The sequence below is a fragment of the Bradyrhizobium sp. WSM1743 genome (assembly GCF_000473065.1).
Lineage (GTDB): Bacteria > Pseudomonadota > Alphaproteobacteria > Rhizobiales > Xanthobacteraceae > Bradyrhizobium.
Genome location: NZ_AXAZ01000045.1, coordinates 41,606 through 65,087 on the forward strand (window position 1 = coordinate 41,606; position 23,482 = coordinate 65,087).

Sequence of the window (23,482 nt, forward strand, 5' to 3'; positions counted from 1 at the left end):
TCCCACCACAATGCGCGCATTAGGGAGAAAACAACAATGACCAAGAATCCATCGCGGCGCGATTTCAGCGCCGGCGCGCTCGCCACCATCGCGGCATCCACTTTGCCCGCGCCTTACGTCTGGGCGGCGGAGAAGAAATACGATGCGGGCGCCAGCGACACCGAGATCAAGATCGGGCAGACCGTGCCGCATTCCGGCCCCGGCTCGCTCTACGGCGTGCTCGGCCGCATCGGCGAAGCCTATTTCCAGATGCTGAACGAGAAGGGCGGCATCAACGGACGCAAGATCAAATTCCTCACCATGGACGATGCCTACAGCGCGCCGAAATGCGTCGAGGCGACGCGGCGGCTGGTCGAGCAGGAAGAAGTGCTGGCGCTCTACGGCTCGCTCGGCACCGCACCGCAGACCGCTGTGCACAAGTACCTGAACTCCAAGGGCGTGCCGCAGCTTCTGCTCAACACCGGCGCATCGAAGTGGAACAACCCGAAAGAGTTCAAATGGACAATGGCGGGCCTGCCGCTCTATCCGACCGAGGCGCGCATCCTGGCCCGGCACGTCGTTGCCGTGAAGCCCAACGCCAAGATCGGCATCCTCTACCAGAACGATGACTTCGGCCGCGACTTCTTAGGGCCGTTCAAGAAGGTGCTGGCGGATGCCGGCGGCACCGCGCAGGTGATCATGGAGCAGACCTACGATCTCACCGAGCCGACCGTCGATTCCCAGCTCATCAACCTCTCCAAGTCGGGCGCCGACGTCTTCTACAACATCTCGACCGGCAAGGCGTCGTCGCAGTCGATCCGCAAAGTCGCCGAGCTCGGCTGGAAGCCGCTGCAGCTCTTGTCCGCAGGCTCCACGGGCCGCTCGATCCTCAATGCCGCAGGCCTCGAGAACGCCACCGGCATCGTCGCGATCCGCTACAACAAGGAGGTCGGCCTGCCCAAATGGGAGAAGGATCCCGACGTGATGGCGTTCGAGGAACTGCGCAAGAAGTACACACCGGCCATCGACCCCGACAACACCATCGCCTTCGCCGGCTACGGTCAGGCCGTCACCATGGGCGAGATCCTGCGCCGCTGTGGCGACGACCTCACCCGCGCCAACGTGCTGAAGCAGGCGTCGACGCTGGCGGGCTTCCACTCGCCCTATTTCCTCGACGGCGTCACCTACAGCTACACGCCCGAGAACTACACGCCGATGAAGACGCTGTTCATCTCCACCTTCTCCGGCAAGGACTGGGACATCTCCGACAAGCCGATGTCGGAGTAGGGCTCCGCCGTTGCTTCCCCTCTCCTGCTCTGCCAGGAGAGGCAGGAGTATGCCGGCGCTTCGCGCTAACCTGCGATAGCCAGCCGATACGCCCGCGCCGCATTCACACCAAAAGCCTTGTCCCGCACCTGCGGGCCAAGCCTCGCCAGGCAGGCTTCCAGCGCGCGCTTGATCTCGCCGTAGCTTCCCGCAAGCAGGCACACTGGCCAGTCCGAGCCGAAGATCAGCCTGTCCTCGCCGAAACAGCTTGCGGCATGCGCGACGAACGGAAACAGCCGTTCCGCATCCCAGTCATTCCAGACCGCCTCGGTCGCGACCCCTGAGATCTTGCACCAGACATTGCCGCAAGCAGCTAGTGCGGCGATGCGGTCAGCCCATTCGTCGCTTCCACCGGCGGCGATTGGCGGCTTGGCGGCGTGGTCGAGCACGAAGCGCGCTTGCGGAAAGGCCTGCGCGGTTGCGATCGCCGCCGGCAGCTCGCGGGCACGAACAAGCAAATCGTAAGCGAGCTCGCGGGCGAATACAGCCGTGAGGCCGCGCTGGACGTCCTCGCGCAGCAGCCAATCGGGATCGGCCTCGTCGTGGACCTGGTGGCGGATGCCGACCAGCTTGCCGCCGCCCGGCAAGGCGCGCAGCCGATCGAGTGTTTCGCCGAGGTCGCCGTCGGTCAGATCGGCCCAGCCGACGACGCCAATCACCGAGGGCGTCGCATGCGCGATGCGCAAGAATTCCTCTGTCTCCTCCAGCGCGGAGCGGCACTGCACCACGATGCTGGCATCGACGCCGTTTGCTTTCAGCAATGGCGCGAGATCGGCAGGACCGAAGGCGCGACGGATCGGCGCGAGCTCGTCCGCCGCCATCCAGGGATAATCGGCGCGCGCCGGATCCCAGAAATGCTGGTGGCTGTCGATGATCATGCCCTTACGCTCCGCCGGGAAGTGGCGCCCGCGCATCGACGAGCTTTCGTGCACGCAACTCCTGCCAGAACGCGGCGGGCACCGCCTTCTCCGACATCGCGATGTTGTCGGCGACTTCCGCGGCATTGCGCGCCCCAAGCACGGCGACCGTCACCGCCGGATGCGCCATGCAGAACTGCAGCGCGGCGGCTTTCAGCTCCGTGTCGTGGCTGCGGCAGAGTTCATCGAGCTCCAGCGCACGCGCAACGAGCGCCGCATCGGCATCCTGATAGTTGAATTTTGCCCCAGTTCGCGGATTGGCCAGGATGCCGCTATTGTAGATGCCGCCGAGCAGGATGCCGATGTTCCTGGCCTGGCAGAGTGGAAACAGCACCTCCAGCGCGCCCTGGTCGAGCAGCGTGTAGCGCCCGGCGAGCAGGAAGCCGTCGACCGGCACGGCTTCGGCAAAGCGAACCATCATCTCCGATTGGTTCATGCCGGCGCCGATTGCCTTGACCGTGCCGCCCTCACGCAACCGCTGGAGCGCGCGGAAGGCGCCGGCGACGGCATCGTCATAATGGTCATCGGGATCATGCACGAGCAGGACGTCGACGCGGTCGAGCCCAAGGCGCTCCAGGCTCTCCTCGACCGATCGCATCACGCCGTCATAGCTGAAATCGAACACCGGCCGCTCGCGCGGTGTGCCCTTGTAGTGCTCATCCTCGGCAGCAGCGCCGTCCGGTGCGCGCAGCAGACGGCCGACCTTGGTCGAGATGGCGTAGGAGTCCCGCTTCTGTTGCCGCAGGAATGCACCAACCCGCCGCTCCGCGAGGCCAAAGCCGTAGAGCGGCGCGGTATCGAAGAAGCGGATTCCGGCCGACCAGGCACGTGCGAGCGTCGCTTCTGCATCGGCATCGCTGACGGGGGTGAACAATCCGCCGAGTGGAGCGGAGCCGAGGCCGATTGAGGTGACGTCGAGAGGGCCGAGCCGCGAGCGTTTCATTCCCATTGCCTTACAACATTCTTCATTCCGACAGTCCAAAGATCATCTCCCCCGCTCGCGGAAACCGCAAGCGGGGGAGGCACGCAGGAGCACGGGGCTGGCGGCGCTCCTACTTCAGCATCTGCGCGACGTTGTCCTTGGTGACGAGATCGAGGCCGGTGTAGACGATCTCCGGAACCTTCTCGCCCTTCTTGATGGCGAGCAGCGTATCCATCGCCTTCTCACCCATCTCGAACGGACGCTGGCCGACCAGCGCATTGGCATAGCCGTCACGCAGCAATTCCAGCTGCATCTTCAGCGTATCGGCGACAACCAGCGTGAACTTTCCGGAATCGATGTCCTTCTTGTTCCTGCTCGCGAAGGCCTTGAAGCCTTCCGGCGCGAACATTGGCCAGCCGCCGATGGGAACGATGGCGGCGAGGTCGGGCGTTGCCGTGCGCATGTCCGTCATCTGCTGGACCGCCAGCGCAGGATCGTCGTTGCAGAACGTCGGCGAGCCCGCGACCTCGGTCCATTTCGAGCCTTTCAGCGCCTCGCGCACGCCGTCGACGCGCTCGGCGAGGTTCTTGGCACCGGGGCCGCCCGAAACCATCGCGTATTTGCCGCCGTCGGGCCGCATTTTCAGCAATTGCTTGCCGAGGGCCAGGCCGAACTCCTTGTTGTTGGTGCCGATATAGGCGATGCGCTTGGAGCCCGGGGCATCGGCATCGAAGGTGATGACGGGGATGCCGGCCGCGGTTGCCGCCTCGATCGACTTGGTCATGGCCGCGACGTCGGCGACCGAGATCGCGAGGCCGTCGACCTTCTGGGTGATGAAGTCCTGGATGATCTGGGCCTGCGTCGCCGGCTCATGCTCCACCGGTCCCTTGTAGATGCACTCGATGTTGCCGAGCTCCTTGGCGCGCTTCTGGCAGCCGTCGCGCGCGAAGTCGAAGAACGGATTGTTCATCGCCTTGGGCACGATGACGAAGCGGTAGTTCGCCGCGAACGCCGGTGTCGCCATCATTGCGACGGCTAGACCGGCAAGAAGAAGTTTCCTCATTGTCTCCTCCACCTTCTCTTGCGCCTATCCTCTCTGAGATTGGTCCGGGAAGCGGACAGGCGGCATGTTCGTTGCCTTCCCGAAAACGACGTCACGTCAGGTCATCCGCGAGCGGATGCGATCGACCAGCACGGCCAGGATGATGATCACGCCCACCAGCGTCTGCTGCCAGTAGGAGGAGACCTGCGCCAGCACGAGACCGTTGCGGATCACCTCAAGCAGCACGCAGCCGACGATGGCGCCTAACGGGCCGCCGATGCCGCCGGCGAGATTGGCACCGCCGATCACGGCCGCTGCGATCACGTTGAGCTCGTAGGACGTCGCCATGTTCGCCGGCGCCGATCCCAGCCAGCCGGAGATGATGATGCCCTGCAAGCCCGCGGCGAGCGCGCAGATCACATAGACCTCGATCTTCACCCGCACCACAGGAATGCCGGTCAGCTCCGCCGCCTTCTCGTTGCCGCCGAGCGCGAAGACATGACGGCCGAAGGACGTGTGGTGCAGCACCACCGCCATCGTCAATGCAAGGATCATGAGATAGATGAACGGCACGGGCACGCCCAGCACGTCGCCCGAGGTGAGCGCATAGAAATAATCGGCATCCGGGCCGCCCGGAAAACTGCCGCGACCATTGGAGACGACATAGCCGAGCCCGCGCACGATCGAGAGCATGCCGAGCGTGGTGACGAAGGGGGACAGGCCGAGCACGGCGATGCAGAAGCCGTTGACGAGGCCGGCGATCAGCGCGACGCCGAGGCCGGCGAGGATCGAGACCAGCAGGATCAGGCCGGGCACATTGGCCAGCACCGTCTTGCCGTCGGCGGCCATATGCACGAACAACGAGGCGCCGAGCCCGCCCGGCGTCGACAGCTCGGTCATAACCATCGAGGTGATCATGGCGGAGAAGCACATCATCGAGCCGACCGAGAGGTCGATGCCGCCGGTGATGATGACGAAAGTGACGCCGAGCGTGGCGATGGCGATGAAGGAGAAATTCTTCGCCACGTTCTGCATGTTGCCTTCGGTGAAGAAGTACGGGCTGGCGAAATGCATGATCACCAGCAGCACCGCCAGCGCCAGCAGGACGTAGCCGGTCTGCGAGGCGAAGATGCCGCGCTGCCACCATCTGATCTTGCCGACGTTGGAGAACGTGATCGGGGATTCCATGGGCATAGCCATCACGCCGCCTCCTTCGCGCCGGTGATGAGGGCGGTGACTTCCTCCGGCGAGGTCTCGTGGATCGGCTTGTCGGCCCGCTTCTCGCCGCGCCGCATGACGACGACGCGGTCGCACACCGCGAACACGTCCGGCATGCGGTGCGAGATCAGCATGACCGCGACGCCCTGCTCCTTCAGCCGGTGGATCAAACCGAGCACCTGCTCGACCTGGCGCACCGAGATCGCCGCGGTCGGCTCGTCCATCATCACCAGCCGCGCATTGGAGAGCCGGGTCCGCGCGATCGCGACCGCCTGTCGCTGGCCGCCCGACATCTGCTTGACGAGATCGTCGGGGCGCGTCTCCGAACGCAGCTCGCCGAACAGCTCCAGCGCACGCGCCGCCATCGATTTGTGGTCGAGCAATGCGATGGGTCCAAACCTGCGCTTCAGCTCGCGGCCAAGGAAGACGTTGGCGGCCGCCGTCAGATTGTCCGATAGCGCGAGGTCCTGGTAGACGACCTCGATGCCGACGGCGCGGGCATCGACCGGGCGGTTGAAGTGGACCGCGCTGCCGGCAAAGCGGATCTCGCCATGGCTGGGGCGAAAATTGCCGGCGATGATCTTGACCAGCGTCGACTTGCCCGCGCCGTTGTCGCCCATCAGGCCGACCACCTCGCCAGGGAAGACCTGCAAGTCGACGTCATGCAGCGCACGGATCGCGCCGAACTCCTTGCCGATCCCGGTGAGCTCGAGGACCGGTGTCGCGTCAGCCTTTGTCATCAGCGCGCTTCCTCAGACATAGCGGTTGACCAGGGATTCCAGATATTCCTGCCGGCCCGAGCGCGGCTGCGGGTCGAAGCCGGGGGCAAGCGCACGGTCGGCGAGATCGGCGAGCGAACGCTGGCCGGCGAGAATAGCCCTGCCCTCAGGCCCGGCCCAGCCCTCGTAACGCTTGGTAAGCGGTGTGGTGAGCACGCCGGCGTCGAGCATGTCGGCGGCGGCGAGGAAGGCACGCGCGCAGGCATCCATCGAGCCGACATGGGCGTGGATGAGATCATCGGGGTCGATCGACTGGCGGCGGATCTTGGCATCGAAATTGAGCCCGCCCGTGGTGAAGCCGCCGCGGTTCAGGATCTCGTGGAACACCAAGGCGAGTTCCGGCACATTCATCGCGAACTGGTCGGTGTCCCAGCCAAGCAGATCGTCGCCGCGGTTGATGTCGAGCGAGCCGAAGACACCGAGCGCCTCAGCCAGCGCGACCTCGTGATGGAAGGAGTGGCCGGCGAGGATGGCGTGGTTCTGCTCGATGTTGAGCTTGACGTCGTTGAGGAGATCGTAGCGCTTGAGGAAGCCGTAGCAGGTGGCTACGTCGAAATCATATTGATGCTTGGTCGGCTCCTTCGGCTTGGGCTCGATCAGGATCGGGCCCTTGAAACCGATCTTGTGCTTGTGCTCGACGACGAGCGAGACAAAGCGGCCGACCTGGTCGAGCTCGCGCTTGAGATCGGTGTTGAGCAGCGTCTCGTAGCCCTCGCGGCCGCCCCATAGCACATAGTTCTGGCCGCCGAGCCGGTGCGTCACCTCCAGCGCGGCGCGGACCTGGCCGGCAGCATAGGTGAAGATGTCGGGGTCCGGATTGGTCGCCGCGCCCGCCATGTAGCGGCGATGCGTGAACAGGTTCGCGGTGCCCCAGAGCAGGCGGACCTTTGCCGAGGCCATCTTCGCTTCGAAGACATCGGCGATCGCGTTGAGGTTGGCGACAGACTCGCTGAGCGAATCCCCTTCCGGCGCCGCATCGACGTCGTGGAAGGTGAAGAAGGGCACGTCCAGCAGGCGAAACAGCTCGAAGGCGACATCGGCCTTGGCCCGCGCCATCGCCATCGCGTCAGTGCCGTGGTGCCACGGCCGCAAAAAGGTCTCACCGCCGAAGGGATCGCCGCCGGGCCAGCAGAACGAATGCCAATAGCACACCGCAAAGCGCAGATGCTCCTCGAGCCGGCGGCCATGCACGAGGCGGTCCTTGTCGTACCAGCGAAAAGCGGGCGCGTTTTCCGCGTCCTTGCCAGCGAAGGCTATGGGTGCGCTTGCATAGAAGAATTTGGCTGACACGTTCACCTAAACAGACTCCTTCAATGCTGGATAAAGCGCGCGCCATCGCCGATAGGCCTCGTCATAGGCCGAAGCGACGGACGGGCGGGGTGTGAAACTGGCGAGCCGCCGCGGGCGCGTGCAGACATCCGCGGGATCTTCGCCGGTCGCGGCGAGCCGGCCGAGACGCGCAGCGCCGAGCGCGGCGCCCACCTCGCCTTCCTCGACGCGGTGGACGGGCATGCCGAGCACGTCGGCGCAGATCTGCGCCCACAGCGGCGATCGCGAGCCGCCGCCGACGAGAGCGACCTCGGCAATCGGCCCACTCGCTACGCTCAGCGCCGCCAGATTGTCGCGCGCGGCAAAGGCGACGCCTTCGAGCACGGCCTGCACGATCTCGCCGCGCCCGGTCGCACCGCGCAGGTCGACGAAGGCGCCGCTCGCGGCCGCATCGTTGTGCGGCGTGCGCTCGCCGTCGAGGTAGGGCAGGAATTTGACCGGGCTTGGTCCATCGACGCGCTCGCCAAGCGGCGTCAAGAGCGCTGCGGCTGGCGTCTCCATCACGCCAGACAGCCAGGCCAGTGAGGCCGCGGCCGACAGCATCACACCCATCTGGTGCCAGAGGCCGGGCAGCGCGTGACAGAAGGCATGCACGGCTGATGCGGGCGCGGGGGCGAAGCGATCGGTGACGCGGAACAGGACACCCGAGGTTCCCAGCGACAGGAAGGCATCGCCCGGCGCGATGGCGCCGAGCCCGATTGCGCTGGCCGCATTGTCGCCGGCGCCGCCCGCGACCACGACATCTTTCGCCATGCCCCAGCGCTGCGCGTAATCAGGCGCGAGCACCGCGCTCACCGCACTGCCCTCGACGAGGCGCGGCATGTGGTGCAGATCGAGCCCGGTGGCATGCAGTAGCAGGGCCGACCAGCGACGCAGACCGACATCCAGCCACATCGTGCCGGCCGCGTCCGACATGTCCTCGACCATCTCGCCGGTGAGACGATAGCGGACATAGGCTTTCGGCAGCAGCACCTTTGCCACGCGGTCGAAGTTCTTTGGCTCATGCCGCGCCACCCAGAGCAGCTTCGGCGCGGTGAAGCCGGGCATCGCGAGATTGCCGGCGATCGCGTGCAGCGAGGGACAGCGCCGCTCCAGCGCTGCGCATTCGGACTGCGAGCGACCGTCATTCCAGAGGATGGCCGGACGCAGCGGCCGGCCGTCCTCGCCGAGCAGCGTCGCGCCATGCATCTGACCTGACAGCCCGATGCCACGCACCTGCGCGACTTCGCGCGGATGACGGGCGGCGAGATCGTCGATTGCGCCGATCGTCGCATCGACCCAGGCATCGGGGTCCTGCTCGGACCACAGCGGCGCGGGATGCGACAGCGCAAGCTCGCGCGCCGCGGTCGCGACGACCGCGCCGGCTTCGCTCACGAGCACCGCTTTCACACCGGATGTGCCGATGTCGATTCCGAGATACACGTCACCCTCCCTTTTGCCTGCTGCAGTGCGCGATCTTGCGTCGCCTTGCCCCGCAGCGGGCCTTTTCGAAATCCACCTGCCGCTAAGGCAGATTGTCCCGCATCACGATGTCGATCCTGATCTTCTCCTGTTCGCGCAGGATCGGCTCGCCGCGGGCGAGCGCCAGCAGCACGCGCACGGCGGCGCGCGCTTCATGTCCGGGGTTCTGCGAGATCGCGGCGTCCATCACGCCCTGCAGCAGCAATCGGCGCGTCAAAGCGGTGACGTCGTGCCCGACGAACACCAGCTTGTCGCGGCCAGTCTCGTTCAACGCCCTGTCATTCAGCGCTTTGGCAACGCCCTGCGTGCCGGCGCCGACGTTATAAAGGCCGACGATGTCGGCATGCCTGCCGAGCAGCTGTGCCAGCAGCTGTTCCGAGCGGTCGTCCTCGTCGCGCCCTTCCAGCACCGGCAGCACGTTGAGGTCAGGGAATTCAGACGCCATCACCTGGTTGAAGCCGAAGATGCGCTCAGCATGGTCGCGCAGGCCCTGCGAGCCCGCGACGATCGCGACCTTGCCGGACCGCCCGCCGACCAGGCGCCCGATCAGCGCGCCGGCGGTGCGGCCCGCAGCGATGTTGTCGATCCCGACATAATGGTGGCGGCGCGAGGACGGCACGTCGGAAACCAGCGTCACCACCTTGGCACCGGCATCGACGAGGTCGTTGATCGCGGCGCGGACACCGGGATGGTCCAGCGCCACCACGGCAACGCCGTCATATGCGTCCGACAGCGCCTCCAGCGAAGCGGCGAGCACGGAAGGATCGAACACGTCGGTCGGGACCATCTCGACGCTAAGACGGCGGGCCGAGAGCCAAGCAGCCATCTCGCCGAGATAGGCCTCGATCTGCTGCATGAACGGGTTCGGCCCGGACGGCATCACGAAGGCGAAACGGCGGGCGCGGCCGCGGGCGAGCTCGGCGGCGGCCACATGCGGCTGGAACGAATTGCGCTCGATGGCTGCCTTGACGCGGCGGACCGTGTCCGGGCGTACCCCCGGCCTGTTGTGCAGGACGCGGTCAACCGTCGCGAGGCTGACGCCGGCCTCGCGGGCGATGTCCTTCAGCGTCAGTGCAGTCGGGGTGAGCGTCTCGGTCATTGGCTGAAGGCTAGCAGAGGTGTTTTGAGGTGCGCAACTCATTTTGAGGGAGCGGCAGCGATTTGCCCGCCTCCGGAAGGAACGGCCCTTCCACTCGCCCGTTGCCGCCGGATGCGTAACGACATCACCCATGATCCGGGCGAGGGGCTGAGCCCGACGCTCGAGCGCAACATCCGGGCGCTGGTCGAGCGCCGTCAGCACGAGCAGCGGACGGCGACGACCCAGGAAAAGCTCGCCGACGCGATCACGGCCTTCACCGGCAGCATGACGTTCGTCTACCTGCACCTCGCCGTGTTCGGGTTCTGGATCATTGCCAACCTGCATTGGCTGCCGGGGATTCCGGCCTGGGATGACAGCTTCGTCGTGCTGGCGATGGTTGCCTCCGTGGAAGCGATCTTCCTCTCCACGTTCGTCCTGATCTCACAGAACCGCATGACCGCGGCAGCCGACAAGCGCGCCGACCTCGACCTCCAGATCAGCCTGCTCGCCGAGCACGAGCTAACCAAGGTTGCCCGCCTGCTCACCCAGGTCGCGGAGCGGCTCGACGTCAAGCCCGACTCCGAGCGCGATCTTGAGGAAGCGGCCCGGGACATCGCCCCCGAACGCGTGCTCGACAAGATCGAGGAGACGCGCTCCTGAGCTACCGGCGCGCCGGAGTCGACAGGTCGAGCGTCAGGAACAGGCTGTTGGGATCCTCGACATAGCCTTCGAACGGGCTGCAAGCGACGAAACCGTGCGCCTGATAGAGCGCGTGCGCCGGCTTGAAATAGTCCCAAGAGCCGGTCTCGAGGCTGAGACGCATCATGCCGCGTGCACGAGCCTCAGTAATGATGTGGCGGAGCATCTGGCCGCCGAAGCCGCGCCGCCGCGTGGTCTGAAGCGTGTGCATCGACTTCACCTCGCCGTGGTCAGCCGAGTGCGTCTTCAACGCACCGGTGGCGACCAGCATCTCGCCATCCCAGCCGGTCCAGAACGCGACATCGCTGGCGCGCAGGCCCGACAGATCGAGCGCATGGGCGCTGCCCAGCGCGGTATGCGCCCGCGCGACTGCGACGTGATGATCGAGCAGCGCGATGACGCGGGGATCGTAGGTGTCGCCGGTGCGGATCTGCATCGTCATGGTCTCCATGGTCTCACATCTTGCCGTAGGAGGCGCCGCGTGATGATGATGTAGCGCGCGTCCTGCTTCGTTTCGTTCTCGAAGATCACGGCGCGCATCACGTCGAAATCCAGGCAATCGCCCTCGCGCAGCCGCACCGCCTTGGCATCGATATGCACCGCGATCGCGCCCTCCAGCATCAGCAGCTGCTGGGTGAAGGCGTTGCGGCCCCAGGGGCTGTACGGCACCCGCGCGCCAGCCGGCAGGTCGACGACGATGATCTCGATGCCGCTCGCCGCATCGGTCGGCGAGGCATGTCGCCTGCGATAACCGCTCTCGGGATCGCGCCAGTGCGGCTGGTCGACAAGCCGCACCAGCCGCTCCGGCGGCTTCTCGGCGAGCGCGACGACATCGCTCAACGACACGTCGAGCGCGGCGCAGAGCTTTCCGAGCAGCGCCGCCGTCGCACTGCTCTGCGCCCGCTCCACCCGCCCGATCATGGCCCGACTGACACCGGAGCGGCCTGCAAGCTCGTTCAACGTCATCCCCGCCTGCGTCCGCAGCGTCTTCAGGCGCCGGCCGATCGCGCGGTCGAGTTTCTGCTGGTCCATGGGTTTCATCAAAATATTGCCCGGCGCAAGTACGCCATCCACCAGGCGACGGTGAGCTTAGGGTCGACGAGGCAGACGTGCCGAGAACCAGAGGCTAACATATTAGAATCTTTGCCGGCAGTCGCACCTCTTCCGGCGGCTAAATGACCGGAAGCCTATGCTTCATGTCGTGAGTTCTTTTCGCGAAGAAACTCTTCCATGTTCAGAGCCCCGCCCTTGCCTGCATCGAGCGAATGGATGCCGCGGTCTATTTCAGACCGAAGGGCGCTGAGCTTTTCGACATGCGAGAGCAATTTCCGGCCAATCTCTTCCTGATCGGCGACCGGCAGTCTGGAGATTTGCGCAATGGCTTGTTCGAGCGTCCTGACCACGGCTTCAGCCTACCACATTCCGCATAGCGGCCGGGTCGAAAACTTGGAGCGGGCGAAGGGAATCGAACCCTCGTATGCAGCTTGGGAAGCTGCCGTTCTACCATTGAACTACGCCCGCGGATGCGCAGCTTACGCCCCTCCTGATTAGCCGAGACGGCGCCGCGCGCCAAGCGGTTTGGCGCGCCCGGCCGGACGGTTGTTAACGTCTTGATAAGATTCCAGGTGCGCCGGATTGTGGCGGTGTTATGATTGATCTGTCGGGGGAGAAAACGTGCACTGAGTGGGGCGTGTGCATGGTGGGGCGCGCGTACGCGATATTCGACACGGCGCTGGGGCGCTGCGGCATCATCTGGAGCAGCACCGGCGTGGTTGCCGTGCAATTGCCGGAGGCGCGGGAGATCGACACCCGCCGCCGGATTTTCCAGGTCCATCCCGAGGCACGCGAGCAGCGCCCGTCCGAGAACGCCGAGCTTGCCATCGAGGGCATCAAAGGCCTGCTGCAAGGCAGTGATCCTGATTTCTCCGACGTCAGCCTCGACGCCGGCGGGGTGCCCGGCTTCAACCGGCGCGTCTACGAGTTCGCCTGCACCATTCCACGCGGAGAGACGCGTACCTATCACGAGGTAGCCAAGGCGCTGGGCGCCTCCGGCGCGGCGTATTCGGTGGCGCAGGCGATCGCGAAAAATCCCTTCATGTTGATCGTGCCTTGCCACCGGGTGCTGGAGGCCGGCAATGACACCGGCCGGCTCTCGCCCTATGGCGGCGTGATCTCCAAGCGACGGCTGCTGGCGCTCGAAGGCGCCCATCCCGTCGCCAGCAAGACGCTGTTCGAGGTGCTGCTGCCGGTTGCCCCGCCGCGCGCTCCTAGCTGAGGCGCGAACTTGATCGCACCTCAGCTTTGTTTTTTGGCATGATCTCGTCGGAAAACCGCTAACACTTTTCCGGATCCTACCTAGATAGGCGGCATGGACGCGATCACGCTGCTAACGACGCCATCGATGACAGTTTCCGAGTTTCGCTGCGATGCGGGGCCGGATGACACGCCGTTTGCGGAATGCCGCACCGGCCATTCCATCGCCTATGTCCGCTCTGGCAGCTTCGGCTGCCATTGCCGCGCCGGCTTCTTCGAGCTGGTGGCGGGCTCGATGCTGATCGGCGCGCCCGGCGAGGAATACACCTGCACGCATGAGCATGTCAGCGGCGACGTCTGCCTCGGCTTCTTCTTCAGCGAGAATCTGGTCGAGGCCCTCGGGGGACGGCGCGAGATCTGGCAGGTCGGCGCGACGCCGCCGCTGCCCGAGCTGATGGTGCTGGGCGAGCTGGCCCAGACGGCAGCAGATGGCAACAGCGACATAGGTCTCGACGAGATCGGTCAAATCCTTGCGGGCCGTTTCATTGATGCGGTTTCGGGCAAGGCGCGCAAACCGGCGACGCCAACCGCGCGCGACCGCCGCCGTGCCGTCGAAGCCGCGCTGTGGATCGACGACAACTCGCATACCGAACTCGACCTCGAGCAGGCGGCAAAGCAGGCCGGCCTCAGCCCGTTTCATTTTTTGCGGCTGTTCTCAGCCGTGCTCGGCGTCACCCCGCATCAATATCTGGTGCGCTCGCGGCTGCGGCACGCTGCGCGCAAGCTTGCCGACGACGACATCGCGGTGACCGACATCGCCTATGACGTCGGCTTCGGCGATCTCTCCAACTTCGTCCGCACCTTCCATCGCGCCGCCGGCGTGTCGCCGACCAAGTTCCGCCAGGCGTCGAAGGGGGAGCGCAAGATTCTCCAAGAGCAGCTTGCGCTCAACTGACTAGGGTCGTCTCCGGCGCGTGCCATTTGCGGCACGCTTCTGCAATGGAGACGATCATGTACGACCATATCGGATTGCGCGTTGCCGACCTCGACGCCGCCACGCGCTTCTACACCGCAGTGCTGGCGCCGCTCGGCTATAGCCTGTGCTCCAGTGGCGACGGCTATGCCGGCTTCGGGCCGAAGGGCGAGCCGGCGCTGTGGCTGCACCTGAACAAGGGCCGGAAGGCCGATGGTGCACATATCGCGTTTCGCGCCGGGGATCACGACGCGGTCAAGGCGTTTCACAGCGAAGGACTGAAGAGCGGCGGCCGCGACAATGGTGGCGCCGGGCCGCGGAGGGATTACAGCCCGACCTACTATGCGGCGTTTTTGATCGATCCCGATGGCAACAATGTCGAGGCGGTATGTGTGTGAGACGCCAAGGCGCTCACCACTCATTCGCTGTCATGCCCCGGCTTGACCGGGGCATCCAGTACGCTGCGGCCCCTCGATTCAATCACAGCGGCCTCTGGAATACTGGATCGCCCGATCAAGTCGGGCGATGACACCTGTGATGACGGCTCGACCACTCGCCTTTCCACATCGTAAGGATCGACCATGGCCTCCATCCACAACGACATTCCCCTCCCCGTCCCCGCGCGCGTCGTCTGGGACGCGGTGCGCGATTTCGGCGCGCTGCATCAGCGGCTGGTGCCGGGCTTCGTCACGGCGTGCACGCTCGACGGCGATGCGCGCATCGTCACCTTCGCCAATGGTTCGGTGGCGCGCGAGGTGCTGGTCGATTGCGACGATGCGCGACGGCGCCTCGTCTATGCGATCGACAACGAGCGGCTGAAGCATTACAGCGCCTCGGTGCAGGTCATTGCCGAGGGCGAGACGAGGTGTCGCCTCGTCTGGATCATCGACATGCTGCCGAACGAGCTCGCGCCTTACGTTGAGGGGCAAACCAAGGAGGCTGTGGCCGCCATGCACAAGGCGTTTCCAGCTGCGGCGGCCTAGCACCCATCGTCGCCACAAGCACCGCTAGTCGGCAGCCGAAAGCGCCGGCCTGATCGCAGCTTTCGTCTTGCGCGGCCCCCAGCGTGTCAGCACCACGCTGGAGCACGACAGCAGGCCGAGCACGACCATCGAGCTTGCGGCCAGCCAGAAGAAGCTCTGCGCGCTGGCGTCGTGGGTCGACAGCCACCAGCCGACGCCTGCGATGTAGATCAGCCGCGCGGTCTGTGCCAGCACCGGCCCGATCACCTTGGCCGCGCCTTGCGAGGAGAAGTACATCGTCGTGGCAAGGCCGAAAAAGGCGTAGAACGGTCCGACCGTGGAGAGGTACTGATGGCTCGCCGCGCGCACGGCCACGCTGTCGGTGAAGATGTTGACCCAGAGATCGGGGAAGATCGCAACGAGGCACGCTGGCGCGCCGACGGCGACGAAAGCGGCGGCACTGGCGGTCCAGGCGATGCGCCGGGCCCGCTTGATGCGGCCCGCCCCGATCGCCATTCCGACCATCGGCACGCAGGCGATGCCGAACGAGAACGCGATCGAGGTCAGCAGGAATTCGAGCCGCGCGCCGATGCCATAGCCGGCGAGGATCGCGGTGCCGAACTTCGCCAGCATGTGGGTAAAGATCGAGATCGTCAGCACCGATTGCAGCGGCGAGAAACAGGCGATGGCGCCGACCTTCAGGATATCGAAGAACATCACCCATTGGATGCGCAGGCCCCGCAGCTTCGGTGCGATCCGCGCGCGGCCGGAGAACAGGTACCAGCCCATGATGCAGATGTTCACGGTGTAGGCGATCAGCGCGCCGGCCGCGACGCCGCGCATGCCGAGCTGCGGCACCGGCCCGAGCCCGAGGCCGAGCGTGCCACCGAGCACGATCTGCCAGGCCGCGGAGTTGAGAATGAGGAACGACGGCAGCTTCATGTTGCCGGTGCCGCGCAACACGCCGGCCATGGTGTTGAGCAACCAGGGCAGCACGGCGCCACCGAAAAACACCTGCGTGTAGGCGATCGCATGTGCCAGCACATTGCCGCGGCCGCCAAGCGTTTCGAGCAGCCTGGGCCCGAAGATCAGCATGCCCAACATGAAGACGAGACCGAAGCTGATGCCGATCAGCATCGCGTGCACGGCGAGCGAGCCGGCACGCTCACGGTCGCCGGCGCCGAGCGCACGCGCGATGGCGGAGGCCACCGCGCCGCCCATGGCGCCGCCCGACATGGTCATGGTCAGGATCACGGTCGGAAACACCAGCGCCATCGCGGCGAGCGCCTCGACGCCGAGCCGGCCCACATAGGAGGTCTCGGCGATCACCACGCAGATGCCGGCCGACAAGCCGATCACGTTCGGCCAGGCGAGGGAGAGCAGCGTGCGCAGGATCGGCCCGTCGGTCAGCGCGCTCCTGACGGGACGCGGCGGCGGCGGCAGCGGTCGCTCTTGTTCATCGACCGGGATTTCGGCGATGTCGGACATGTCCTCTCCCGGGCGCGAGCGCCATTTGCGGCGCGGCAATCACTTGGTGTGCCAATGACTTTGTTCGCGCGAAAGGCGCGGCAGGGGCTTGTTAGCACGGCGATTGCCGATTCCTCCTGCGCCTGATGCAGGCGTGCCCTGCGGCAGCGCATTTCGATGAATGGAATTCGGCTCTCGTCGCCCTCTCCCCGTTCTTACGGGGAGAGGGCGGGGTGCGGGGCTCTATCCGCGCAACCGGTAACAGCTGGGACTCGCGGAGCCTCCCCCTCACCCGCCGCGCTACGCGCGTCGGCCTCTCCCCGCACGCGGGGAGGAGAGGCGATGGCGAGACCCTGCATATCGCTGGATTTTGCACATCCTGGCACACATTCGGTGTCATCGCCCGACTTGATCGGGCGATCCAGTACTCCGAGACGGCAGTGATCAAATCGAGAAGCCGCGGCGTACTGGATGCCCCGGTCAAGCCGGGGCATGACAATAGAGTGTGTAGCTACACCCGGAAATGCTTGCTCAGCTTCAGGCCCTGCGCCTGATAATTCGAGCCGATGCGCTGGCCGTACATCGCGTCGGGACGCGCCAGCATCTTCTCATAGACGAGGCGGCCGACGATCTGGCCGTGCTCGAGGATGAACGGCACCTCGCGCGAGCGCACCTCCAGCACGGCGCGCGCGCCTTGTCCGCCGGCACCGGCATAGCCAAAGCCGGGATCAAAGAATCCGGCATAGTGCACGCGGAATTCGCCGACCAGTGGATCGAACGGCACCATCTCCGCGGCGTAATCGGGCGGCACCTGCACGGCTTCCTTGGAGGCGAGGATGTAGAACTCGCCGGGATCGAGGATCAGGCTGCCGTCGGGGCGCGCCGAGATCGGCTCCCAGAAATCTTCCACGGCATAGCCGGAGCGGCGATCGACGTCGACGACGCCGGTGTGGCGCTTGGCGCGGTAGCCGACGAAGCCGCCGCCCTTCTCGCCGGAGAGATCGACAGAGACGGCGACGCCGCCGGAGAGATCGGCATCATCGATGTCGACGAGGCGCTCGGCGGCATGCAGCGCGTCGAGCTCGTCGGCGTTGAGGATGGCATCGCCGGTGCGGAAGCGCACTTGGCTCAGGCGCGAGCCCTCGCGCACCAGCACCGGAAACGTCTTCGGGCTGATCTCGGCATAGAGCGGCCCGTGATAGCCGGCACCGATCATGTCGAAGCGGCGGGTGCCGTCAGCGATGACGCGGGTGAAGACGTCGAGCCGGCCGGTCGAGCTCTTCGGATTTGCGGCTGCGACGATCTCCGGCGGCAGCGCCAGACTCTCGAGCAGCGGCACGATGTAGACGCAGTTGGTCTCCAGCACCGCGCCGTCGGCGAGGCTGAACTCGTGCAGCTTCAACTCGTCGATGCGCTCGGCGACCGTGGCGCCGGGACCGGGCAGGAAGCTGGCACGGACGCGATAGGCGATGTCGCCGAGGCGCAAATCGAGGCTTGCCGGCTGGATCTGGCTCTCGACGAAGTCGTATGCGGGCAGGATGAGGCCTTCTTCCGCCATCGCCGCGATCATGCGGTCGGGCAGGATACCATTGGCGTCGGCGGCGACCGTGAACGTCAACCGGGGGTCCTCATCAGGGGTCAAACGCATCCCGAAATGCGGGACATACCAGCCTTTTACGGCTAGCCGATGGACGCCTTGACGGAAAGGGGATTGCGGAATATGAGCATCACTTATCCCGTGGTGATTTGAGCCGGCCGGCTTGCAGCCACGTTAAATAAGTCGCTAAACAGGCCGGGGACCTCTGTGATCCCGGCCAGTGGAGATATCCAGGCCGGTTTTTTTGTGACCATTTTTGCCCGATGGTCATGTCGGAGGACCCTATGTCGAAGTCGCCTGCCAACTACCGCCCCGAAACCCGCCTGGTCCATTCCGGCACCCTGCGCTCGCAATATGGCGAGACGTCGGAGGCGCTGTTCCTGACGCAAGGCTATGTCTACGCGAGCGCGGAGGAGTGCGAGGCGCGGTTCAAGGGCGAGGACCCCGGCTTCATCTATTCGCGCTACTCCAACCCGACGATTGCGATGTTCGAGCGCCGCATGATCGAGCTCGAAGGCGCCGAGGCCGCGCGCTCGGCGGCGACCGGCATGGCGGCGGTGACGACCGCGATCCTGGCGCCGCTCAAAGCCGGCGATCATGTGGTCGCCTCCCGCGCCCTGTTCGGCTCGTGCCTCTACGTCATCCAGGACCTGTTGCCGCGCTACGGCATCGAGGCCACGCTGGTCGACGGGCTCGATCTCGACCAGTGGCAGCGGGCACTGAGACCCAACACCAAGACGTTCTTCCTGGAGAGCCCGACGAATCCGACGCTCGACGTGCTCGACATTCCCGGCATCGCCGAGATCGCACACAAGGGCGGCGCGCGGCTCGTCGTCGACAACGTGTTCGCAACGCCGATCTGGCAGAGCCCGCTGGCGCTGGGCGCCGACGTCGTCGTCTACTCCGCGACCAAGCATATCGACGGCCAGGGCCGATGCCTCGGCGGCATCATCCTGTCCTCGGAAGCCTTCATTGCCGAGCACATCCACAATTTCATGCGCCAGACCGGCCCGTCGATCTCGCCGTTCAACGCCTGGGTTCTGCTCAAGGGCCTGGAGACGCTCGGCGTGCGCGTGCGCGCGCAGACCGACACCGCGGCGCGCATCGCCGAGGTGCTGGCGAGCCATCCGAAGATCTCGCGACTGGTCTATCCCGGCCGCGCCGATCATCCGCAGGCAGCACTGGTGAAGAAGCAGATGCGCGGCGGCTCGACGCTGGTCGGCTTCGAGGTCAAGGGCGGCAAGGCCGCGGCGTTCCGCGTGCTCAACGAGCTGAAGCTTGCGAAGATCTCCAACAATCTCGGCGACGCCAAGAGCCTCGTCACGCATCCGGCGACCACGACGCATCAGCGTCTCAAGCCGGAAGACCGCGCCGCGCTCGGCATCAGCGAGGGTTTTATCCGCCTCTCGGCCGGACTCGAGCACGCGGATGATCTGATCGAGGATCTGACGGCCGCGCTGGAGAAGGCGTGATCTTCTTACCCTCCCCCTCCAGGGGAGGGTAAGCGAAGCCTCACATCGGCCGATACGTTCTCACATCCGCCGGCACGTTCACACCGATCCTGATCTGGCCGACGGAGCGGATGATGTCGTCGCCGAGCAGCTGGGCGAAGCAGGCGTAGCCCCAATCGTTCATGTGCAGGCCGTCGGCGATCACGAAGCTCTCGACCGGGATCGATTGGTTCTCGTGCCAGTCGCGCATCACCTCGAAGCGCGGGAAAATGCCGACGTGGCGGAGCTCGGCGATCTTGCCGAGCAGCTTCACCATCTTGCCGGCACTCTCCTTGCGCTGGTTGACGGCCGGCGAATATTGCGGATCGACCAGCACGATGTCGGCGCCGCCAGCGGCCTGAATGCGGCTGATGCCGTCCTCGACCAGTTTGGCGGTGTCGGCGGGATCGAGATTGCGCAGCACCGCGTTGGTGCCGACCTGCCAGATCACGAGATCCGGATGCACGTCGATCACCTGCGTCTGCAGGCGCTTCATCATTTCGGGCGCATCCTCGCCGCCGACGCCGGCATTGACGACGGTGATGTCGGCCGTCGGATAATGCCGGCGCAGCTGCGCGGCGAGGCGATTGGGGTAATTGAATTCCGGCGAGCTCGCGCCGAATCCTGCGGTCGACGAGGAGCCGAACGCGACGATGACGACGGGCTGGCCGGCGACGAGCTTGCTTGCGACATGCGGCAGCGAACCCATGGCCTTCGAGCTGCCCTTCGGCGGCAGGCAGGGCACGCGGCTGAAGATGTCGGCGGCGGACTTTGCGACCTCCTTCACCTTATCGACGGCGCGCGCCGCGACGCCGCGCTGCTCGGGCGACGTCGCGGCGACGGTGGTCTGGGAGGGCGAAGCGGACGCGGGATCAGCCGGCTGCGGGGGTGCGGGTGTCGCCTGTGCGGCTTGCGTCTGCGCATGCGATTGCGAGGCCGGCGTCAGCAACAACAGCACTGCGGCTGCAGGCGCGGCCAGCCATGACGTCAGGCAAAAAGGGCGGAGAGAACTCATTAACGCTAGACCTCAATTTTGCTGCTGGGCCGGCTCCAGATGAGCTGCGTCAATCACGAACTGTGCCAACGCGCGGCCAAGGCAATCATGGACCTGCTTCGCCAGCTCAGGCCCGCGGGACGGGCTGAACAGGTCGAACTGGCCCTGATCATTCCACTGCCGCATGATCGCGAAACGATCGAATAGCGGGATGTCGTGCTCCTGCGCCACCACGCGCATATTGTCGAGAAAAGGCTGCGCCGAGATCATGGTTTCGGTGCGCGGGCTGTACTGTAGATTCATCAAGACGACGTCAGCCCCTGCCTTTTGCAGCGCAACAACCCCGTCGGTCACCGCGCTGCGAAATTCGTCGGGATCGATGGATCGAATAGCATCCACGGTCCCGGTCTGCCAGATCACCAAAGTAGGCGTTTTTGCTTCCATCAGCTTAACGAAGGTGGAGGCGGCCTCCTCTGCCGTTTTCTTGCTCTGTATTTCTACGGAGACGTGCACCACCTCGGACGCTGGCAGCTTCTCCTTGAGGTTCGCCTCCATGCGCGCCGGATACGAGCTGCTCTCCGACGACGGTATCGTGGTCGAGCGACTGCCGACGACCAGGATATCGAGCGGTTTGCCGGCCTTGACCGCGTGAGCGACCTTGGGCAGCCGGCTTTCGCTGGTCAGCAGATAGGACGGCAATTCGCAGGCCGCGGGCGGAGGGGAAGCAGCAGGCGCAGCATCGCCCGCACGCGCCACAGGCGCGGCGAGGCCACCGCATAGCAGGATCAGGCTCAGGAGAACCTTCGCCTTCATCAGCCCCCTCCCGCCAGATCGGCGTTGCCGACGGCGTTTTTGGTTTTCGCACCGCTCTTGTCAGCCACGCGCTTGTACCACGAAATCACCCAGGCCACGCCCCACATGATCAGGACCCCGGAGAGACTAATCAGCGCATGCATGGCTGCGCCGCCGGACACTTCAGCGAGAATGAAGTGGCCGGCAAAGGCCAGGAAGACGCCGAGACAAAAGATCTCGAGAGAATGCTGACCACATAGAATCAATGGTCGTAGCCAGCGCGATTTCAAGCCCGGCCAATCCCGGGAGAGGAAGCGCACGGTGAGCGCGGCCAGCGCCAGGAAATGCGTGAAGCGCAGCACGTCGAGGTCGGTCTTGTCGATCGGATACATCCATTGCTCGATCCGCTTCGGCATGAACTGCGAGAGCTGCGGCACGTACCAGGTCAGCGTGACGTAGAACGCCGCGGCAAGATAGGCGATCGCGATCCACATCGTCACCGGCGAGGCCAGAATGCGCGACATGCGGCGCGCACCCCCGAGCGCGCACCATGCACCGAACACGAAAAGCAATTGCCAGGCCAGGGGATTGAACGCCCAGAAGCCGTTCGGATAGGCGGAGAAATAGAGGTCGTATTCCCAAGTCACCGCGTAGAGCACGACCGACAGGCCAAGCGTGACGTCGGGCCGCCATTTCATCGACCACAGGATCAAGGGCAGCGCCAGCATCAGCACGATGTAGAGCGGCAGCACGTCCATGTTCACGGGGCGGAAGCGCAGCAGCAGCGCCTGCACGATGGTGATGTCGGGCTGCTTGAGGAAGTCCATGATACCCATCTCTTCGGTGTAGAGCGGGTTCTCGAACCTGGTCGCCACATAGGAGATCTCGGCGAGGAAGATCGTGAACAGGAAGACGTGGGCGACGTAGATCTGCCAGACCCGGCGCAGGATGCGCGCGGTGGCGATGACGACGCCGCTCTCCAGCATCGCCCGGCCATAGACGAAGGCGGCGGTGTAGCCGGAGATGAAGATGAAGATCTCGGTGGCGTCGCTGAATCCGTAATTGCGGATGGTGAACCAGGTCAGCAGGCTCGTCGGCAGATGGTCGATGAAGATCAGCCACAGCGCGAGCCCGCGGAACAGATCGAGCCGTAGCTCGCGCTCGCCGATGGCGGGCAGCGTGATGGCCGGCGCAGCGGCGCGCGGCTTGGTCCCCGCGGGCTTGGCCCCCGCGGTTCCCGCGATCGTCGATCCCGTCACTTGGTCGGCAATGGTCATCGGGGCCTAAAAACCCTTCCGCAAATCGCGACGTTCAAGGAGTGTAATGGTCCGGCTGTCGTCTCGCAAAGCGGCCGGATCACATAAGAGTGTCTCCCTTTGGGGGTGTCCTTCACGTCGAATTCTGGCGGGACGATGTCGCCAAAGCCAGCCGCGGCGTTTGGTTCCCGGGACGGATTTCGGTATGATGGCAACCATGTACCGCGCCGTGACCCGCCAGATCGAAGTGACCGTCGAGCCGAACTTTGTTCCGGAGCAGTCGTCGGCCGACCGCTCGCGCTACTTCTGGTCCTACACCATCGTTATCACCAATTCGGGCGAAGAGACCGTGCAGCTCAAGACGCGGCACTGGATCATCACCGATGCCTCCGGCCGGCAGCAGGAGGTGAAGGGCGAGGGCGTGGTCGGCGAGCAGCCGATCCTGGCCCCCGGCGAGCGCTTCGAATACACCTCCGGCGTGCCGCTCTCGACCGCCTCCGGCTTCATGACCGGCCGCTACCAGATGGTCAGCGAAACCGGCGAGCGCTTCGAGATCGACGTGCCGACGTTCTCGCTGGACAGCCCGGACAACAAGCGGGTGTTGAATTAGCCGCGCATCGTTCACCTCGTGTCCCGGACAAGCTGCAGCGCGTCAAGCGCTGCGGCGCAGAGCCGGGACCCAGGGCAACACGGCACGCTGCGGATCGATGGGCCCCGGCTCTGCAGCGCATCGTCGAAGTGACGCTGCGCTGCGTCCGGGGCACGGGAGCGGAGTTTGGCGCGCGCTCTCTCTTCCTCGTCATTGCGAGCGCAGCGACTTGTCCGCCGAAGCCTCGGCGAAGGCGGAAGCAATCCAGAGTGTCCCCGCGGAGGGATTCTGGATTGCTTCGCTGCGCTCGCAATGACGGAGCAAGGGGCGACGTCGCATTCTTTCAATTCACATTTCAA

25 protein-coding genes, 1 tRNA gene and 1 riboswitch are annotated in these 23,482 nt (G+C 65.3%); of the genes, 8 read left to right on the forward strand and 18 right to left on the reverse strand.

Translation table 11 applies throughout. The annotated features are described in order from the left end of the window. The first annotated feature begins 36 nt into the window (after positions 1-36). On the forward strand, positions 37-1,266 hold the full coding sequence (locus YU9_RS0124445; RefSeq protein ID WP_027575169.1) for an ABC transporter substrate-binding protein: 1,230 nt from the start codon (positions 37-39) through the stop codon (positions 1,264-1,266). 65 nt (positions 1,267-1,331) lie between these two features. Here YU9_RS0124445 and YU9_RS0124450 read toward each other — a convergent pair whose 3' ends face one another. The 8 genes from YU9_RS0124450 to YU9_RS0124485 all read right to left on the reverse strand — a co-directional run bounded on the left by YU9_RS0124450 (position 1,332) and on the right by YU9_RS0124485 (position 10,072). Next, positions 1,332-2,183, reverse strand: coding sequence for an amidohydrolase (locus tag YU9_RS0124450; protein ID WP_027575170.1), 852 nt, complete (start codon positions 2,181-2,183; stop codon positions 1,332-1,334). Positions 2,184-2,187: 4 nt separating this feature from the next. Further along, the gene (locus YU9_RS0124455; RefSeq protein WP_027575171.1) at positions 2,188-3,165 is read right to left on the reverse strand and encodes an aldo/keto reductase; all 978 of its coding nucleotides are present in this window, start codon (positions 3,163-3,165) and stop codon (positions 2,188-2,190) included. 109 nt (positions 3,166-3,274) lie between these two features. Further along, a complete protein-coding gene (locus tag YU9_RS0124460) occupies positions 3,275-4,207 on the reverse strand; it encodes a sugar-binding protein (RefSeq protein WP_027575172.1) in 933 nt (310 codons plus the stop codon). Between the two features lie 96 nt (positions 4,208-4,303). Continuing rightward, positions 4,304-5,386 carry an ABC transporter permease gene (locus YU9_RS0124465; protein ID WP_027575173.1) on the reverse strand — a complete coding sequence of 361 codons (1,083 nt, stop codon included), beginning with the start codon at positions 5,384-5,386 and terminating at the stop codon, positions 4,304-4,306. After that, positions 5,386-6,144 carry an ATP-binding cassette domain-containing protein gene (locus YU9_RS0124470; RefSeq protein WP_027575174.1) on the reverse strand — a complete coding sequence of 253 codons (759 nt, stop codon included), beginning with the start codon at positions 6,142-6,144 and terminating at the stop codon, positions 5,386-5,388. The genes YU9_RS0124465 and YU9_RS0124470 overlap by 1 nt, the downstream gene beginning before the upstream one ends. 12 nt (positions 6,145-6,156) lie before the next feature. Next, complete coding sequence (xylA, locus tag YU9_RS0124475; protein WP_027575175.1) at positions 6,157-7,479, reverse strand: xylose isomerase; 1,323 nt, start codon at positions 7,477-7,479, stop codon at positions 6,157-6,159. After that, positions 7,480-8,934, reverse strand: coding sequence for a xylulokinase (xylB, locus tag YU9_RS0124480; RefSeq protein ID WP_027575176.1), 1,455 nt, complete (start codon positions 8,932-8,934; stop codon positions 7,480-7,482). It abuts the gene before it with no gap. Between the two features lie 82 nt (positions 8,935-9,016). Then, positions 9,017-10,072 carry a LacI family DNA-binding transcriptional regulator gene (locus YU9_RS0124485; protein WP_027575177.1) on the reverse strand — a complete coding sequence of 352 codons (1,056 nt, stop codon included), beginning with the start codon at positions 10,070-10,072 and terminating at the stop codon, positions 9,017-9,019. 111 nt (positions 10,073-10,183) lie between these two features. Between YU9_RS0124485 and YU9_RS0124490 the strand changes: the two genes are divergently transcribed. Continuing rightward, complete coding sequence (locus YU9_RS0124490; RefSeq protein ID WP_027575178.1) at positions 10,184-10,711, forward strand: DUF1003 domain-containing protein; 528 nt, start codon at positions 10,184-10,186, stop codon at positions 10,709-10,711. Between the two features lies 1 nt (position 10,712). Here the strand turns inward: YU9_RS0124490 and YU9_RS0124495 are convergent, their stop codons facing one another. The 4 genes from YU9_RS0124495 to YU9_RS0124510 all read right to left on the reverse strand — a co-directional run bounded on the left by YU9_RS0124495 (position 10,713) and on the right by YU9_RS0124510 (position 12,271). Continuing rightward, complete coding sequence (locus YU9_RS0124495; RefSeq protein ID WP_027575179.1) at positions 10,713-11,186, reverse strand: GNAT family N-acetyltransferase; 474 nt, start codon at positions 11,184-11,186, stop codon at positions 10,713-10,715. A 2-nt stretch (positions 11,187-11,188) separates the two neighbouring features. Then, positions 11,189-11,782, reverse strand: coding sequence for a helix-turn-helix domain-containing protein (locus YU9_RS42395; RefSeq protein WP_063623747.1), 594 nt, complete (start codon positions 11,780-11,782; stop codon positions 11,189-11,191). A gap of 155 nt (positions 11,783-11,937) precedes the next feature. Then, a complete protein-coding gene (locus tag YU9_RS46130) occupies positions 11,938-12,153 on the reverse strand; it encodes a hypothetical protein (protein ID WP_084299049.1) in 216 nt (71 codons plus the stop codon). A gap of 44 nt (positions 12,154-12,197) precedes the next feature. Further along, positions 12,198-12,271 (reverse strand) — tRNA-Gly (locus YU9_RS0124510). Between the two features lie 175 nt (positions 12,272-12,446). On the opposite strand from YU9_RS0124510, the gene YU9_RS0124515 reads away from it, so the two are divergent. The 3 genes from YU9_RS0124515 (at position 12,447) to YU9_RS0124525 (ending at position 14,374) form a co-directional block, all read left to right on the forward strand. After that, the gene (locus YU9_RS0124515; protein WP_027575180.1) at positions 12,447-13,025 is read left to right on the forward strand and encodes a methylated-DNA--[protein]-cysteine S-methyltransferase; all 579 of its coding nucleotides are present in this window, start codon (positions 12,447-12,449) and stop codon (positions 13,023-13,025) included. A gap of 93 nt (positions 13,026-13,118) precedes the next feature. Then, the gene (locus YU9_RS0124520) at positions 13,119-13,958 is read left to right on the forward strand and encodes a helix-turn-helix domain-containing protein (RefSeq protein ID WP_027575181.1); all 840 of its coding nucleotides are present in this window, start codon (positions 13,119-13,121) and stop codon (positions 13,956-13,958) included. A 56-nt stretch (positions 13,959-14,014) separates the two neighbouring features. Then, entirely contained in the window at positions 14,015-14,374 is a 360-nt protein-coding gene (locus YU9_RS0124525; protein ID WP_027575182.1) for a VOC family protein, read from the forward strand. Between the two features lie 20 nt (positions 14,375-14,394). On the opposite strand, the gene YU9_RS48080 is transcribed toward YU9_RS0124525, so the two are convergent. Next, a complete protein-coding gene (locus tag YU9_RS48080; protein ID WP_156952090.1) occupies positions 14,395-14,559 on the reverse strand; it encodes a hypothetical protein in 165 nt (54 codons plus the stop codon). Between YU9_RS48080 and YU9_RS0124530 the strand changes: the two genes are divergently transcribed. Next, complete coding sequence (locus tag YU9_RS0124530; protein WP_027575183.1) at positions 14,558-14,959, forward strand: SRPBCC family protein; 402 nt, start codon at positions 14,558-14,560, stop codon at positions 14,957-14,959. The two genes, YU9_RS48080 and YU9_RS0124530, sit on opposite strands and share 2 nt — an antisense overlap. A 24-nt stretch (positions 14,960-14,983) precedes the next feature. Here YU9_RS0124530 and YU9_RS0124535 read toward each other — a convergent pair whose 3' ends face one another. Both YU9_RS0124535 and YU9_RS0124540 read right to left on the reverse strand, forming a co-directional pair. Then, the gene (locus YU9_RS0124535) at positions 14,984-16,426 is read right to left on the reverse strand and encodes an MATE family efflux transporter (protein ID WP_027575184.1); all 1,443 of its coding nucleotides are present in this window, start codon (positions 16,424-16,426) and stop codon (positions 14,984-14,986) included. A 490-nt stretch (positions 16,427-16,916) separates the two neighbouring features. Then, positions 16,917-18,053, reverse strand: coding sequence for a 2'-deoxycytidine 5'-triphosphate deaminase (locus YU9_RS0124540; RefSeq protein WP_156952091.1), 1,137 nt, complete (start codon positions 18,051-18,053; stop codon positions 16,917-16,919). 80 nt (positions 18,054-18,133) lie between these two features. Then, a riboswitch (SAM riboswitch) is annotated at positions 18,134-18,213 on the forward strand. A gap of 73 nt (positions 18,214-18,286) precedes the next feature. Between YU9_RS0124540 and YU9_RS0124545 the strand changes: the two genes are divergently transcribed. Continuing rightward, positions 18,287-19,474: an O-succinylhomoserine sulfhydrylase gene (locus YU9_RS0124545; RefSeq protein ID WP_027575186.1), complete on the forward strand. Its 1,188-nt coding sequence runs from the start codon at positions 18,287-18,289 to the stop codon at positions 19,472-19,474. Between the two features lie 40 nt (positions 19,475-19,514). On the opposite strand, the gene YU9_RS0124550 is transcribed toward YU9_RS0124545, so the two are convergent. From YU9_RS0124550 to YU9_RS0124560, 3 genes are read right to left on the reverse strand one after another with little or no spacing between them, the layout of a single operon-like run. Continuing rightward, positions 19,515-20,507: an SGNH/GDSL hydrolase family protein gene (locus YU9_RS0124550; protein ID WP_027575187.1), complete on the reverse strand. Its 993-nt coding sequence runs from the start codon at positions 20,505-20,507 to the stop codon at positions 19,515-19,517. A gap of 12 nt (positions 20,508-20,519) precedes the next feature. Beyond that, positions 20,520-21,299, reverse strand: a complete 780-nt coding sequence (locus YU9_RS0124555) for a lipolytic enzyme (RefSeq protein WP_027575188.1) — start codon at positions 21,297-21,299, stop codon at positions 20,520-20,522. Next, positions 21,299-22,555, reverse strand: a complete 1,257-nt coding sequence (locus YU9_RS0124560; RefSeq protein WP_027575189.1) for an OpgC domain-containing protein — start codon at positions 22,553-22,555, stop codon at positions 21,299-21,301. Before YU9_RS0124560 ends, YU9_RS0124555 begins: the two co-directional genes overlap by 1 nt. Positions 22,556-22,751: 196 nt before the next feature. Here YU9_RS0124560 and apaG point away from each other — a divergent pair, with 196 nt between their 5' ends. Beyond that, positions 22,752-23,144, forward strand: a complete 393-nt coding sequence (apaG, locus tag YU9_RS0124565; RefSeq protein WP_024337101.1) for a Co2+/Mg2+ efflux protein ApaG — start codon at positions 22,752-22,754, stop codon at positions 23,142-23,144. Positions 23,145-23,482: the final 338 nt, after the last annotated feature.